The sequence below is a fragment of the Microbacterium aurugineum genome (assembly GCF_023101205.1).
Taxonomy (GTDB): domain Bacteria; phylum Actinomycetota; class Actinomycetes; order Actinomycetales; family Microbacteriaceae; genus Microbacterium; species Microbacterium aurugineum.
Genome location: NZ_CP078078.1, coordinates 614,723 through 629,495, shown reverse-complemented (window position 1 = coordinate 629,495; position 14,773 = coordinate 614,723). Strand labels below are relative to the sequence as shown.

At 69.4% G+C, this 14,773-nt stretch carries 10 protein-coding genes; 5 read left to right on the top strand and 5 right to left on the bottom strand.

The features are described 5' to 3' along the window. Positions 1-70: 70 nt before the first annotated feature. Positions 71-727, top strand: a complete 657-nt coding sequence (locus KV397_RS02995) for a response regulator (protein WP_227991794.1) — start codon at positions 71-73, stop codon at positions 725-727. 68 nt (positions 728-795) lie between these two features. Here the strand turns inward: KV397_RS02995 and KV397_RS02990 are convergent, their stop codons facing one another. From KV397_RS02990 to KV397_RS02975, 4 genes are all read right to left on the bottom strand, one after another. After that, complete coding sequence (locus KV397_RS02990; protein WP_134352147.1) at positions 796-1,545, bottom strand: TIGR00266 family protein; 750 nt, start codon at positions 1,543-1,545, stop codon at positions 796-798. Positions 1,546-1,658: 113 nt separating this feature from the next. Then, complete coding sequence (locus KV397_RS02985; RefSeq protein WP_261812142.1) at positions 1,659-3,086, bottom strand: HNH endonuclease signature motif containing protein; 1,428 nt, start codon at positions 3,084-3,086, stop codon at positions 1,659-1,661. Positions 3,087-3,194: 108 nt separating this feature from the next. After that, positions 3,195-4,058: an EamA family transporter gene (locus KV397_RS02980; RefSeq protein WP_261812141.1), complete on the bottom strand. Its 864-nt coding sequence runs from the start codon at positions 4,056-4,058 to the stop codon at positions 3,195-3,197. Positions 4,059-4,294: 236 nt separating this feature from the next. Then, positions 4,295-9,835, bottom strand: a complete 5,541-nt coding sequence (locus tag KV397_RS02975; protein WP_261812140.1) for a COG1361 S-layer family protein — start codon at positions 9,833-9,835, stop codon at positions 4,295-4,297. Positions 9,836-9,987: 152 nt separating this feature from the next. On the opposite strand from KV397_RS02975, the gene KV397_RS02970 reads away from it, so the two are divergent. From KV397_RS02970 to KV397_RS02960, 3 genes are all read left to right on the top strand, one after another. Further along, positions 9,988-11,271 carry a M18 family aminopeptidase gene (locus tag KV397_RS02970; RefSeq protein ID WP_261812139.1) on the top strand — a complete coding sequence of 428 codons (1,284 nt, stop codon included), beginning with the start codon at positions 9,988-9,990 and terminating at the stop codon, positions 11,269-11,271. A gap of 66 nt (positions 11,272-11,337) precedes the next feature. Next, the gene (locus KV397_RS02965; protein ID WP_261812138.1) at positions 11,338-12,780 is read left to right on the top strand and encodes a purine-cytosine permease family protein; all 1,443 of its coding nucleotides are present in this window, start codon (positions 11,338-11,340) and stop codon (positions 12,778-12,780) included. Next, positions 12,777-13,334 (top strand): cysteine hydrolase family protein, encoded by a 558-nt coding sequence (locus KV397_RS02960; RefSeq protein ID WP_261812137.1) that lies wholly within the window; start codon positions 12,777-12,779, stop codon positions 13,332-13,334. The genes KV397_RS02965 and KV397_RS02960 overlap by 4 nt, the downstream gene beginning before the upstream one ends. Before the next feature lie 17 nt (positions 13,335-13,351). On the opposite strand, the gene KV397_RS02955 is transcribed toward KV397_RS02960, so the two are convergent. Continuing rightward, positions 13,352-14,059, bottom strand: a complete 708-nt coding sequence (locus KV397_RS02955) for an MBL fold metallo-hydrolase (protein WP_261812136.1) — start codon at positions 14,057-14,059, stop codon at positions 13,352-13,354. 80 nt (positions 14,060-14,139) lie between these two features. Here KV397_RS02955 and KV397_RS02950 point away from each other — a divergent pair, with 80 nt between their 5' ends. Next, positions 14,140-14,664 (top strand): TetR/AcrR family transcriptional regulator, encoded by a 525-nt coding sequence (locus KV397_RS02950; protein ID WP_153242871.1) that lies wholly within the window; start codon positions 14,140-14,142, stop codon positions 14,662-14,664. The last annotated feature ends 109 nt before the right edge of the window (positions 14,665-14,773 follow it).

Here is a 14,773-nt window from a genome sequence, read left to right as displayed (position 1 = left end):
AAGTCCAGACCTTTATAGCCAAAGGTCTACATGCGGTCGTCGAGCCGCTCACGCCGTTAGGCTTCCCTCTATGCAGGAAATCCGTGTCCTGATCGTCGACGACGATCCGCTGGTCCGCTCGGCGCTGTCTCACTTCGTCTCCCGTGACCCCGAGATCACCGTCATCGCCCAGGCGGAGGACGGGCTCGAGGCGATCGCCACCGTCGAGCGCGAGCAGCCCGACGTCGTGATGATGGACGTGCAGATGCCCGAGATGGACGGCATCGAGGCCACGGGTGTGATCGCCGAACGCTGGCCGCACGTCCGAGTGCTCGCCGTGACGACGCTGGACGGGAGTGACACGGTCCTCCCCATGCTGAGCGCCGGCGCCTCCGGCTACCTCCTCAAAGACTCCAGCGCCGAAGAGATCGTCATCGGGGTGCGCGAGGTGCACAGCGGAGCGAGCTCGCTCTCCCCGCGGATCGCGTCGATGCTCATCAAGCACGTCCGCGACTCCACCCCCGCGACCGCCGATGTGGATGCCCTCGAGCCGCTCACCGAGAGGGAGGCGGAGGTGCTCCAATGCCTCGCGAAGGGCATGTCGAACGCCGAGATCGCCAAAGCACTGATCGTCTCCGAGGGGACGGTGAAGGCCCACCTCGGACGCATGATGTCGAAGTGGCACCTGCGCGACCGGGTGCAGATCCTGGTCACGGCCGCGCACGCCGGCCTCGTCAACTTCCGCTGAGAACCAGCGCGTCCCTCCCCCCGACACTCGGTCGACAGGAGGGACGCGGGGCTCAGCGGCGAGTGGCGTCAGCCGAAGATGCTGACGGTGTCGCCGCCGGAGCCGCTGGACGCACCGATGAAGGGGCTCAGCGAACCCGCGAAGGCCTCGACGTTCCGGGTCTGCATCAGGACGACGCCCGGCCCCGTGAAATGCGCGACGAGTCCTTCGGCCGAGGTGACCGAGCGGAACAGGCTGCTCGCAGCCTTCTTGGTCTTGTACTTCAGGGTCGAGTCCCAGGCCACCACGTGCCCCGTGTCAACGATGTACTCCTCGCCCGCGGCAAGCTGCTTCTGGTGGAGCGCTCCGAACGCCGTGAGGAACATCACTCCGGAGCCGCTCGCACGCAGGATGAACAGGCTGTTGCTACCGAAGAAGCCCGCCGAGCCACCCCACCGGGTGTCGATGTCGATCGCCGGTTCGCTGGCCAGATAGCCGGAAGCCGCGATGAGGTACTCCCCGTCGAGCCGTACAGGGACGACATCGCCGAGGGTGGCCGGTGCGAGGACGACCTCGCCGCCTTGCGATCCCGCGGTGAAGGTGGAGACGAACGCCGAGCGGCCGGCGGCGGAGCGCTTGATCGCCCCCATGATCCCGCCCTCCATCTTGGAGGTGAGCTCGACGGACGCGCTCATCGAGACCATCGCCCCGGCCTGGGCTGCCATCGACGCGCCGGCGGCAAGACCCACGGTGGCCATGGGGAAGGCGGGCCGGTAGTCGACGCGGTAGCCGAAGCCGGTCGCGGCACCCTCATTCGGAAGAAGTTCAAAGCTTGACATGCAGCAAGGATAACTGCTATAAAGCGTGCCAAATGAGGGATTTGGCGATATACCGGAATGCGTTCTTCCGCGACGCCGATCACTGAGAGACGGCGATCACCGAAGGACAGCGGTCACTGCGCGAGGCATGTCCCCGCAACGCTCGACAGAACCGGACGATGGGGAGCGCGCCAGCGACGCCCCGGATCCCACCACGCGGGACCGCGGATCTGCGGAAGCCCCTCGCTCATCCTGATCTCCCATCCGGAGGTCTCCAGCGAACGGTGATGCCACCAGCACAACGGCACGCCGTTGTCGGTCTGGGTGGGGCCACCCCGGGCATGTTCGACCACGTGGTGGATCTCGCACCAGGACGCGGGAACGTGGCACCCCGGAATCAGGCACTCCCCGTCGCGCGCGACGATCGCGCGCCGCTGGTGCACGGTGAACACCCGATCGCTGACCGTCACGCCGATGATCCGCCCCTCGTCGGTGAGGACACGCTGGATCGCTCCCGCGCACGCGACCTGCGAGGCCACTCCGAGAGGGACCGGCGCCTGCGTGTTCGCGATCGTGGCCCATCCCGTGCCGGTCGCCACACTTTCGGCCCCCACCTGCACGACCAGAGTCGGGGCGGCGCCGCCCAGGCTCGGCATCTCGTCATGGCGCGCTGCGATCCCCAACGCGGCGGTCAGCGCATCATGTCGCTTCTGCGCCGCGGAGCGCCCGTCGACCACGTGCCTCGGATCCGTGTTCCACGGCTCAGCGTTCGGCGCTTCTCCCTCGGAGCCTCGGAAGACGACCCCGGGCGGAACCGGACCGCCGGTCTTCGGATTGCACTGCGCGTCGAGGATCAGCTGCAGCTGCGCCGCGGCATCCGGCAGCAGATTGCCTCGCAGCGGATGCACCCCGTCGCGGAGGCGCCCGACCGTCACGAACCGCTGCTGCTGTGCCCGGAGGTCGGACGGCTCAGCGCCATCCGGATCGAGCGTCATGGCCAGCACCTGCGCGAACTGACGAAGGTCGTCGGGTGTCGCGGGCGGCGCGGAGTCGGCATCCGCGATGTCGTCCGCAGTGGGGCAGCCGCGGGCGATGTCTGCCAGTGCCGCGTCGGCCACCAGCCGCTCCGCGGCGCCGATGCGATCGCCCGCCTGATCGATCGGGGTCGTGGCCGCGAGGACGCCGGTCACGCCGATCGCACCGTCGAGGAGTGCCTCACGCAGCGCGGGGTACCGAGCGGGCAGTCGCTCCCCCGACGACAACGACACCTCGCGACGCACGGCGGAGGCTGCCTTCACGACTCGCGAGGCCCCCGGCGCGTCGAGCCGCAGCACCCTCTGCAGCAGTTCGTTCAGTGAGCGGCACCCGAAGCCGTCGGAGAACCGCTGGTCGGTCGATGCAACCGCCTCCACGATCACCGCCTCCACCCGCCGCAGTGCTTCTCCTGCGGTGCGGAGCACCTCCATCCGCCCGGCATCGGTCTGCCCCGCCAACCCTCCGCTGGACAGCACGCGATCGAGGTCGGTGACCAGCTGATCGAGAGAGTCCAGGAGCGGGTGCATGCCCTCATTCAACGCCCGACCACTGACATTTCGAGCCCGAAACAGGCCTGTTCAGGAGGTGTTTCGCGATATCCCGGAATGCGTTCGGCGGGGAGCGGACCACGACGCTCAGAGCGCGAGCAGCACGATGCCTGCGACGACCACGAGCGATGCGGCGATCCGCCATCCCGGACGCGATTCCCGCAGGACGAAGACCCCGAAGAGGCTCACCAGCACGACGCTCACCTCGCGCAACGGTGCGACCAGCGCGACCGGAGCGATCTGGATCGCCGTCAGCACCAGGATGTACGACAGCGGGGAGAGGATCCCGAAAGCGAGGATGCGGCGCCACTGCGTGCGGCCGAGCGCCCACACCGCATCCCAGCGGCGACGAACCGCGATCGAGTAGAACGGCACTTGCAGCACCGTGGTCCCGACCATGAACGCGACGGGCGAGAGGTCCCACGTGCGCACCGCGTGAGCGTCCCAGATCGTGTAGATCGCGATCGCGACGCCGGTGAGCAGGCCGAACACGATGCCGGGATCGATCCGCCCCGTCCCCGCCCCTCTGCCCCGATCGACGAGACCGACGGCGACGACCCCGACGATCACCGCCGCCACGCCCACGAGCGCGACCGCAGACGGGCGCTCCCCCAGCACCAGCACGGCGACGATCACGGAGAGGAAGGGGCCGGTGCCGCGGGCGGTCGCGTAGACGGTGGAGAGGTTGCCTCGCTGATACCCGCGCTGGAGGACCGCCATGTAGCCGACGTGAAGGATCGACGAGACGACGACACCGAGGACGAAGGACCCCACGTCGTCGGTACCGAGGCCGCCCGTGAACGGCACGGCTCCGGCCCACACGACGGTGCTCCCGACGGCACCCCACCACAGGAACGGCGCTCCGGCCCTGCTGATGCCGTGCGCGATGATGTTCCACGCCGCGTGGGCGATGGCGGCTCCGAAGACCAGGACGAAGGCGAGAGGCGACACGGCGAGACCCTTCCGTCCGACGCACGGCGCGACGAACAGGGTCCTCCGGGCTTTTGTCCTGTCAGATGACGGCTCTCCTGCGGAGGAGTGCCGTGGCGCCGCTCGGACCAGACGGGCGTGAACCCCGGAACCCTAGGCGCTATCGAGAAGACCCTACCGCGCCGTGGTGAACACCCGGGAACGCGAAGCGCCCCGCTCGAACCTGGAGCGGGGCGCTTCACGCGGCAGAAGCCGGGTCAGACCTGGATCTCGCGGCGACGAACGCGCGCGATCAGAAGCACGAGGGCTCCGACCGCGAGCAGGGCGAGAGCCCAGCCGAGCCCGGTGATCACGCCACCGGTGGCCGCGAGCCCGTTCAGGTCGACCGTCGTGGTCGCGGCGGCGGTGACCGTCACCGTCCCGCCGATCCCGCTCACCGTCGCCACGTTGACGACTGTGCTCGCCACGACATCGGCCGCCGTGAGGACGTACGTCACCGGACCGCAGTCCGCCGTGGCCCCGGGTGCGAGATCGGGGATCGTGCAGTCGACGAGGCCGCCGAGCTTCCCGTCGTCGATCTGAACGTCCGTCAGCGTCACTGCTCCCGTGTTGGTGACCGTGAACCGGAAGGCGATGGTGTCTCCCGCGGTCACCTTCCCGTCGCGATCGACGTCGACGTAGTCTCCGCCGGTCTTCGTCAGCGCGATGGCCGGCTGTGCCGCGAGCGGGGTCACCACGGTATCGGTGGCTACGGGCGGCACATCCGAGGTGCCCGTCCCCGTGGCCGTGGCCGTGTTCTCGATCTCCCCGGTGTCGATCTCGGCCTGCGTGAGCTCCGCGGGGGCTCCGGCGGAGCAGACCGTCGACTCCCCCGGCGCGAGCTCCGTCGCATCGCAGGTGACGGCAGCGCCGAGGCGCGGGTCATCGACCGTGACATCCGAGAGGGTCGTGGTGCCCGTGTTCGTCACGGTGAACGTGTACGCGATCGTGTCACCGGCATCCGTGCGTCCGCTGTCGTTCGCATCGACCACGGCCGCCGCAGACTTCAACAGAGCGATGTCGTCCGCCCCGACGACCGGCACATCGACCTCGGCATCGTCTTCCGCACTGCCGTTGCGCGACTGCCCCTCGACAGTGGCCACGTTGTGCACGACGCCGTCGTCGACATCCTGTTGCCTGAGCGTGTAGTCGACCGGCCCGCAGATCACTTCATCGCCCGGGTCGAGCGCCAGTCCGTCGAGCGCAGCGCACGCGACCGAGCCTCCGAGCGGCGGGTCGTCAAGCACGATGTCCCGGAGAATCGTCGTCCCCGTGTTGCGGATCGTGAAGGTGAAGCCGACCGTATCGCCGGCACCGGCCCGGCCGTCCGCTCCGAGCGCGATCGCACCCGCCGTCTTGCTCAGCTCGATCGCACTCGTGCCGGTGATCACGACGTCGGCCGAGGCGTCGTCCGTGACCGGCCCCAGGGGGCTGGTGCCGGTCGTCGTCGCCGTGTTGCGGACGATCTCCGCCTCCACGTCCGCCTGCGTGAGCGTGTAGGTGAAGGTGCCGCAGGCGGATGATGTGCCTGGCGGGAGGGTGCCGATCGTGCACAGTTCGCCGGCCCCCAGCAGTGGGTCCGAGATCGACACTGCGCTCAGAGTCGTCGTTCCGAGGTTGCGCACCGAGAACGTGTAGTCGACCGTATCCCCGGCACCGATGAATCCGTCGCCGTTCGCGTCGAGCACCCGCCCGACGTTCTTGAGCAGTTCGATCGCGGCGGTCCCCGTGATGTCGACGTCGGCCTGCGCGTCATCGGTCACCGTACCGATCGGAGCGTCCGCCGTGACGGAGGCCTCGTTGTGCACGAGCCCGGCGTCGATGTCGTCCTGCGTGAGCGTGTAGGTGATCGGCGTGCACGAGACCGACTGCCCGGGTGCGAGCTCTGCGCCGCTGAGTTCGGGGCACGTGACGGTGCCGCCGAGCATCGGGTCGGTGATCACGGCGTCGCGCAGTGTCGTGGTCCCGTTGTTCGTCACCCGGAACGTGTAGTCCACGGTGTCACCGGCGCCGACGGCCGAATCGTTGTCCACGTCGACCACGGTCGACGGGGTCTTGGCGAGGCTGATGCTGTTGGTCGCCGCGATCGTGACGTTCGCCTCAGCATCGTCGGTCGCCGGCCCCTGAGCGGACTGCGCGGTCACCGAGGCGGTGTTGTTCACGGTCCCCGCGTCCGCGTCCGCCTGCGTCAGCGTGTAAGCGACCGGCGCACAGGTGACGGATGCCCCCGGCACCAGCGGTGCGGAGAACGCCGCGCAGGCCACAGCGCCGCCCAGAAGCGGGTCGGTGATGACCGCGCTGGTGAGCGTGACGTCGCCGGTGTTGCGGATCGTGAAGGTGTAGGCGACGGTATCGCCGGCACCGATGCGGGCGTCCCCGTTGGTATCCGTCGGAGCGCCGGCACTCTTGACGAGCTCGACCTGCGGGGTGCCGGATACCGGGACGGTCACGGTCGAGGTGTTGTCGTCCGTATCGGGGTCCGGCGTGTCCGAGGTCACCGTCGCCGTGTTCGACAGCGCCGTTCCCGCGGTCGACGGGTCGACCGTCCCGGTCACGGTCACGGTGAAGGTGGCGTCGACGGCGAGGGTCGGCTGCGTGCATTCCAGCTGCGATCCCGTGATCGCGCAGTTGGGAGTGGTCGTCGACGGGTTCAGCAGTTCGACGGGGAGCGCGTCCGACACGACGACGGAGGATGCGGGGCTCGGGCCGTTGTTGGTGACGACCAGCGTGTAGGTCACGGCGCCGTTGAGGGGCGCCGGATCGGCGGAGATCGTCTTCTCGATCGCCAGGTCAGCCGACGGCGTCACCGTCACCGTCGCGGTGCCGGTGTTGTTCGACGTATCCGGATCCGGTGTTCGTGAACTCGCGACAGCCGTGTTGACGAGAGCGCCCTCCATGGTGGCCGTCGCCGTCACGGTGATCGTCGCCGACTCCCCGGGCAGGAGCGTCCCCACCGTCCACTGCGCGTCTTCCATCGACCAGGTGCCGACGGAGGGCGTTGCTCCAGTGAGTGTGAAACCGGCGGGCATGAGTTCGTCCAGCACGACGCCGGCAGCCGCGGACGGACCGTCGTTGGTCACGGTCACCTCGAAGGTCGCGGTTCCCTCGAGCGGGACCGTCGGCGTCGAGGTGGTCTTGACGACGCTCACATCGGCGTTCGGTGCGAGCGTGACATCGGCGGTCGAGGTGTTGTTGTCGGTGTTCGGGTCGGGGGTCGCCGACGTGGTCGTCGCGGTGTTCGAGACGACCCCGGTCGCCGTGGTGCTCCAGGTTCCGGTGACCTCGACGACCACCGATCCTCCCGGCGCGATGTCACCGAGTTCGCACCCGACGGTGCCCCCGACGATGGAGCAGCCGGGGTCGTCGACCGTGGCATCCAGGAATCCGGCGGGGAGCGTGTCCGTGACGGATGCACCGCGCGCGACGGACGGACCGTCGTTCGTGACCGTGAGCGTGTAGGTGAAGGCGCTGCCGGGCTCACCGGTGGCCGGCGCCGTCTTCTGGATGCTGAGGTCGGCGCTCTGCACGACCTCGACGTCGACGGAGCTGGCGTTGTTCGTGGTGTCGCGGTCGTCCGCGGGAGCGGCCACCGCCGCGGTGTTGGTCACCGTCCCGATCGGGGCGTCCGCGGCCACGACGGCGTGCACGACCACGTTCGCAGGGCCGCCGACCGGGAACGACGCCCAGTCGCACAGGATGGAAGTCCCGGTGGAGGTGCAGTCCGCTCCCGCAGGGCCGTCGACGCCGGTCACGCTGAATCCTTCGGGCAGAGTGTCGGCGAGCACCACGTTGACCGCGTCGGAGGCTCCGAGATTGCGGACCGCGAGCGTGAAATCGATCGTGTCCCCCGCGGAGACCTGCGCCGCGGACGCCGTCTTCTCGACAGCCATGTCGGCGATCACGTCGGGCTGGAAGCTGACGGACGACACGTTGTTGGCCGGGTTCGTGTCGGTCGTGCTGGTCGTCACCGACGCCGTGTTCTGCAGGACGGCTGTCGCGCCGGGGTTGATCTCCACCACGACGAAGGTCTCCACGGAGCTGGCACCGGGAGCGAGCGTTCCGACCTGGCAGGTCAGGAGCGATGCCTGGGCAGAGCACGTTCCCTGACCGGGGTCAGCGCTGATGAAGGTCGTGTCCGGGTCCAGAGGGTCGGTGACCACGACGTTGCGCGCCTCGGACGGTCCGGCGTTGAAGACCGAGAGCGTATAGGTCACCTGCTCACCGGCGACCGGCGTGGAGGGGGAGAACGTCTTGACGATCGACACGTCGGTCGCCGCGGACAGCGTGCTCACCACGCTGGCGGAGTTGTTCGCGAGGTTCGGGTCGGTACGGGTTCCGGTGACCGTGGCCGTGTTCGACACGGAGGCGCCGGGGTCAGCCGAGGGAGACAGTGTGCCGGTCACCTGTATCTGGGTGCTCTGACCGACGGCCAAGTCGGGGACGTCGCACGTCACCGTCGCCGCGACCGTGCAGATCACGTCACCGGAATCGACCGTGACGTCGGTCATGCCTGCGGGGAGAGGATCGGTGACGGTCACACCCGTCGCGGTCTGCGGTCCGTTGTTCGTCACCCCGATCGTGAACGTGACGGGCTCGCCGGCGACGAGCGGATCCGTGTCGATGCTCTTGGTGATCGCGAGATCTGCGGCCGGGTTCACCGGCGTCTGGGTCTCCTGGCTGACCGACGTGCGGTCCTGTCCGACGACGTTGTCCCGGAAAGCCACCCGGGCCTCGTTGATGATCGTGGTCGCCGCGGCCGAGACATTGACCTTGGCGTCGAAGGTGTAGCTGGTGCTGGCGCCGACGCCGATGGACCCGCCGACGGTGGCGTTCCCTCCGTCGCCGAGGCGCACCTGCACCGTGCGATCGCCCGAGGTGTAGGAGCCTCGGTCGTCGCCGGCGGCATCGGTGAGGGTGCCCGTGCCCGCGCCGCTGATGATCTTGAGGGAGCCGGGGACGAAGTCGATCCCGGAGGCGAGGACGTCGGATGACACCGACTGCGCCGCCGGGTTCCCTCCGCCGTTGTTCGTCGTGACGGTGTAGCGGAGAGTGTCGCCCACCTCAGCGGTCGTGCCACCGCGAGTGAGGTTGGTCACCGACTTGGTCGTGATCAGGCAGGGCCCGGTGCCGAAGGTGATGTCGTCGAGGAAGTTGCCGACGGAGGCGTTGCCGCCCGATGAGCTGACCGCCTCGAATCCGAAGCGCGTCACCGTCTGGCCCGCCGGGACGACGTAGGTGCCGGTGTGCGTGCCCCAGGCGCCGGTTCCGTCGGAGAGGTTGGGACCGCTCTGGACGAGGGCGCCGGTTGGCGTGCCGATCACGACGCGCATCACGTCGGTGCCGACGCGTCCCCGGTGCTTCAACGACCAGGAGAGCGTCTGCCCCGGCGTCGTCGCCACGTCCTGGAAGAGCCTGCTCGGGCTGTAGGCGTTGAGCTCGGCGAACTGACGGCCGGCGGCTGCGGTGACGCCGTTGAAGCCGCTGCTCCAGAGCTCGATGGCGTTCTGCGTGTCCGTGGTGAACCACGCGGGAACCTGGGACTGATTGAGCAGCGACACCGAGGCGTTCGGGATGACCGGCGCCTCGAACCCGCCGTTCTGGAGCGCGACGGTTCCTTGACAACTGGTCGGATCCTGCGCTGCCGACGCCGATGTCGGTGCGACGGCCTCCGTCACGATCGTGAGGCCCGCTGCCAGCAGCAAGGCCGATGTGGCCGCCGCGACGGCGCGACGGACGGACAGACGTGTGTTCGCACGCATGTGAAGTTTCTCCCCGGTTCCCGGAAGACCCCGAACCGGCGTCTCCCCCGCTGGCAGGCTAACCCGGGTGAGCGGAATCGCGGTAGCGCTGATTCCGAATGCAGACCCCGGACTACGCTCGAAGGACCGCACATCCGAAGGAAGGTCGCCACATGCCTGTCACCCCCGCCGCGCTCGCCCACGCCGAGGATCTCGCCGACTTCGTCGCCGCTTCTCCGTCGAGCTATCACGCGGCGGCGAAGGTCGCTCGACGCCTGGAGAGCGCAGGGTTCACCCGGCTGCGTGAGGAGGACGCCTGGACCGCACCCGCGGGCGGGCGGTATGTGGTGGTCCGCGACGGCGCGGCGATCGCCTGGACGGTGCCCGCGGATGCCACGGCGACGACACCCGTGCAGATCTTCGGCGCCCACACCGACTCCCCCGGCTTCAAGCTCAAGCCGCAGCCGACCACGGGGTCGCGCGGCTGGCTGCAGGCCGCCGTCGAGGTCTACGGCGGCCCGCTGCTGAACTCCTGGCTCGACCGCGAGCTGCGTCTCGCCGGACGCCTGGCCCTCGCGGACGGACGCGTGGTGCTCGCCGACACCGGCCCTCTCCTGCGCCTGCCGCAGCTCGCGATCCACCTCGACCGCGGCGTCAACAACGGCCTCGCCCTCGACAAGCAGGTCGAGACGCAGCCGGTGTGGGGCCTGGGCGACGCGAGTGAAGCCGACATCCTCGCCGAGCTCGCCGCCTCCGCCGACGTGGCGGCCGCCGACATCCGCGGATACGACGTGGTGATCGCCGACAGCGCACGCGGCGCCGTGTTCGGCAAGGACGACGCCTTCTTCGCCTCCGGCCGTCTCGACGACCTCGCCTCGGTGCACGCCGGGGTGGTCGCGCTCGCGACGCACGAGCCGAGGGCGAGTGGCCCCATCGCCGTGCTCGCCGCCTTCGACCACGAGGAGCTCGGTTCCGAGTCGCGCTCCGGAGCGGCCGGCCCGTTCCTGGAGGACGTGCTCGAGCGCCTGTACGCCGGGCTCGGCGCCGATGCCTCCGAGCGGCGCCGAGGGTATGCGTCGTCGTGGTGCCTGTCGAGCGATGTCGGACACTCCGTGCACCCCAACTACGCCGCCAAGCATGACCCCGTCGTGCAGCCGGTGCTCGGGTCGGGGCCGATCCTGAAGATCAACGCCAACCAGCGGTACGCGACGGATGCCGTCGGCACCGCGTCCTGGCTGTCCTGGTGCGAGCGGGCCGGGGTGACGGCCCAGGAGTTCGTGTCGAACAACAGCGTGCCCTGCGGCTCGACGATCGGCCCCATCACCGCGACGCGCCTCGGCATCCGCACGGTGGACGTCGGCATCCCGATCCTCTCGATGCACTCCGCCCGCGAACTCGCCGGGGTCTCCGACCTCCACGACCTCACGCGCACCGCACAGGCGTTCTTCGCCGGCTGAGCCTTCTGGCGCGGTTCGACCGCAGAAGTCCGCCCGGCGACGGGGCGGCAGTGCCAGGATGTCAGCATGACGGACATCAAGCCAGCCCTCATCGAGCGCGCGGGCATCGAGATCATCCCCGAGTCGGAGCGCACCGCGCGACCCCGCGACCTCTTCTGGCCCTGGTTCGCGGCGAACGTGTCGGTCTTCGGGATGTCGTACGGGTCGTTCGTGCTCGGCTTCGGCATCTCGTTCTGGCAGGCGACCCTCGTATCGGTCCTCGGCATCGTGGTGTCGTTCCTGCTCTGCGGGCTGATCGCGATCGCCGGCAAGCGCGGTTCGGCGCCGACCATGGTGCTCTCGCGCGCGGCCTTCGGCGTGCAGGGCCAGAAGGTCCCGGGCATCGTCTCGTGGCTGACCTCGATCGGCTGGGAGACCTTCCTCGCGATCATGGCCGTGCTCGCGACCGCGACCGTGATCACCCAGCTCGGCGGCGACGGAGACAGCATCGGACTCAAGATCGTCGCGACCGTGATCGTCGCGGCGCTGATCGTCACGGCATCCGTGCTGGGCTATCACACGATCATGCGGATGCAGTCGGTGCTCACCTGGATCACCGGCGTCGTCACCGTGCTCTACATCGTGCTGGCGGCGCCGCAGATCGACCTCGCCGCGGTGCTGGCCCGCCCGGACGGCGGCATCGGCCAGGTCATCGGCGCACTCGTCATGGTGATGACCGGATTCGGACTGGGCTGGATCAACATCGCCGCCGACTGGTCCCGCTACCAGAAGCGCACAGCGTCCGACGGGGCGATCGTGGTGTGGAACACCATCGGCGGTTCGGTCGCGCCGGTCATCCTGGTCGTCTTCGGCCTGCTGCTCGGCGGCTCGAACGAAGAGCTGATGAATGCGATCGCCGCAGACCCGATCGGCGCCCTCGCGTCGATCCTGCCGACCTGGGTGCTCGTGCCCTTCCTGCTGACGGCGGTGCTCGCCCTCGTCTCGGGGGCGGTGCTGGGCATCTACTCCTCGGGGCTGACGCTCCTCAGCCTCGGCATCCGCATCCCCCGTCCGTCCGCGGCGGCGATCGACGGAGTGATCCTCACCCTCGGCACGGTCTTCGTCGTGTTCTTCGCCACCGACTTCCTCGGGCCCTTCCAGAGCTTCCTGATCACACTGGGTGTCCCGCTCGCATCCTGGGCGGGCATCCTGATCGCCGACATCCTGCGCCGCCGGAAGGACTACGACGAGGATGCCCTGTTCGACAGCCGCGGCCGCTACGGCGCCTGGGACTGGACCTCGATCGGCACCATGGTCGTGACCAGCGTGATCGGGTGGGGGCTGGTCGTGAACAACTTCGCCGAGGATGCCGCGTGGAACAACTGGCAGGGCTATCTGCTGTTCCTGGTCGGCGGCAGGGACGGGGACTGGGCCTACGCGAACCTCGGGGTGTTCTTCGCGCTGGTGCTGTCGTTCCTCGTGACGTACTTCGCCCGGGCCGGGAAGATCCGGCGCCAGGAGGACGCGTGAGTGCGGGCCTGCTCGACGACACCTGGCTGGTGGTGATCGATCCGCAGGCCATCTTCGCCGCGCCGGAGTCCGCCTGGGGGTCCCCCTTCTTCGACGAGGCGATGCCCCGCATCCGCACCTTGGCCGACGCCTTCGGTGACCGCGTCCTCGTGACCCGCTGGATGCCGACCGCCGACCGGACGACGTCGTGGGGTGCGTACTTCGACGCCTGGCCGTTCGCGGATCAGCCGCCGAGCGATCCGCTGTTCGCGCTCGTGCCGGAGGCGGCCACCGTGAGCACCCACCCGACGATCGACCTGCCGACCTTCGGCAAGTGGGGGCCCGAGCTCGAAACCGTGGTCGGCCGCGGAGGCCGCGTGGTGCTGGCCGGCGTCTCGACCGATTGCTGCGTGATCTCGACGGCGCTGGCCGCCGCGGATGCGGGTGCCCACGTCACGATCGCCACAGACGCCTGCGCCGGATCGACGGCGGAGAACCATGAGGCCGCACTGCAGGTGATGAGGCTCTATCCCCCGCAGATCACCGTCAGCGACACGGACACGATCCTCGGCTGAACCAGGGCGTCGCCCGCTCAGGCCGCCCGCACGGCCGCTGCGATCTCGGACGGCGTTCCCTGCCACGGGGCGCCGTGTCCCGGCAGCACCCAGGAGGCCGACACCGCGGCCAGGCGATCGAGCGAGGACAGAGCGGCCTCCGGCTCATCCGTGAAGGGCGCGGGCTGTGCGCCGGTACGGCCGGTGAGCACGTGCCTCGTCGTGAGCGCATCCCCCACGAACACGGCGTCGACGACCGGGACATGCACCGCGACGCTCCCCGGCGAGTGACCGGGCATCCCGATCACGACGGGAGCGCCCGGCAGGTCGAGCACGTCGCCATCCGCGACCTCCGTCACCACGGAGACGTGCGGTGTGCGCAGGGCGTTCTTGCGGAGGGCGTAGGCGAAGAATCCGAGCGTCGGCCCGAGCCTCGCAGGCCCCATCGCCGTCTTCGGCTTCTCGCCCGTGCGCACGCGGTGGCTGTCGGCCGCGTGGATGAAGACCGGCGCCCCCGCCTCGGTGCGCAGCCGCTCGGCGAAACCGATGTGGTCGCTGTCGCCGTGGGTGAGGACGAGGCCACGGATATCGGACAGCGGACGGCGGATCAGCTCGAGCTCGCGCTGGAGGTCGTGCCAGTGCCCGGGAAGACCCGCATCGATCAGGGTGATCCCCTCGGGCAGGTCGATGAGGTAGGAGGCGACGATGTCGTTGCCCAGTCGGTGCAGGTGGGGTGCGAGCTTCATGGCGGATCCTCTCGGGATTGTTGCGATAGCTACGATACGTAGCTATCATGGCTAATGTCAATAGCCATCCAGGAGGACCGATGCCGACCCCCGAACGCACGTCCATCGCGGAGATCGTCGCCGCCGGACGGGAGATCCTCGAAATCGCCGGACCCGCGGGACTCACCATGCAGGCGGTCGCGGCTCGCGTCGGCGTCCGTGCCCCCTCGCTCTACAAGCGGATCCGCGATCGGGACGCCCTGCACACCGCGGTCGCCGTGTCCACGATCGACGCCCTCACCGCACGGCTCGAGCACGAGGGCGACGACCTCGCCGGCCTCGCGCACGTCTACCGCGGCTTCGCGAAGGAGAACCCCGAGGGGTTCCGGCTGATGTTCACGATCGCGGCCCCCCAGGATGCCCTCGCGCGCTCCGCCGCGCCGGTGATCCGGGCGTCCTCCGCTCTGGTCGGCGAGGACGACGCCCTCGACGCCGCCCGTCTCTTCACGGCGTGGGCGACCGGCTTCCTGCAGATGGAGCTCGCCGGCGCCTTCCGCCTCGGCGGCGACGTCGACCGCGCCTTCGAGTACGGGCTGACGCGACTCATCGCCGGCATGGGCGGCTGATCTCCCGCCCCGAGCGCCGCTCCCGCACCCGGCGCCCGCACCCGCTCCCGCCGCCGGTACGGATGTCGGGAGGAAGGACGGATGTCGGGAAGATCGGGCCGACTCCCCC

What these genes read in the sequence shown, in the direction of transcription:
- KV397_RS02995 (WP_227991794.1), top strand. Translation starts at nt 71, where the DNA reads ATGCAGGAAATCCGTGTCCTGATCGTCGACGACGATCCGCTGGTCCGC.
- KV397_RS02970 (WP_261812139.1), top strand. Translation starts at nt 9,988, where the DNA reads ATGCCTGTCACCCCCGCCGCGCTCGCCCACGCCGAGGATCTCGCCGAC.
- KV397_RS02985 (WP_261812142.1), bottom strand. Translation starts at nt 3,086, where the DNA reads ATGCACCCGCTCCTGGACTCTCTCGATCAGCTGGTCACCGACCTCGAT.
- KV397_RS02990 (WP_134352147.1), bottom strand. Translation starts at nt 1,545, where the DNA reads ATGTCAAGCTTTGAACTTCTTCCGAATGAGGGTGCCGCGACCGGCTTC.
- KV397_RS02955 (WP_261812136.1), bottom strand. Translation starts at nt 14,059, where the DNA reads ATGAAGCTCGCACCCCACCTGCACCGACTGGGCAACGACATCGTCGCC.
- KV397_RS02950 (WP_153242871.1), top strand. Translation starts at nt 14,140, where the DNA reads ATGCCGACCCCCGAACGCACGTCCATCGCGGAGATCGTCGCCGCCGGA.
- KV397_RS02965 (WP_261812138.1), top strand. Translation starts at nt 11,338, where the DNA reads ATGACGGACATCAAGCCAGCCCTCATCGAGCGCGCGGGCATCGAGATC.
- KV397_RS02975 (WP_261812140.1), bottom strand. Translation starts at nt 9,835, where the DNA reads ATGCGTGCGAACACACGTCTGTCCGTCCGTCGCGCCGTCGCGGCGGCC.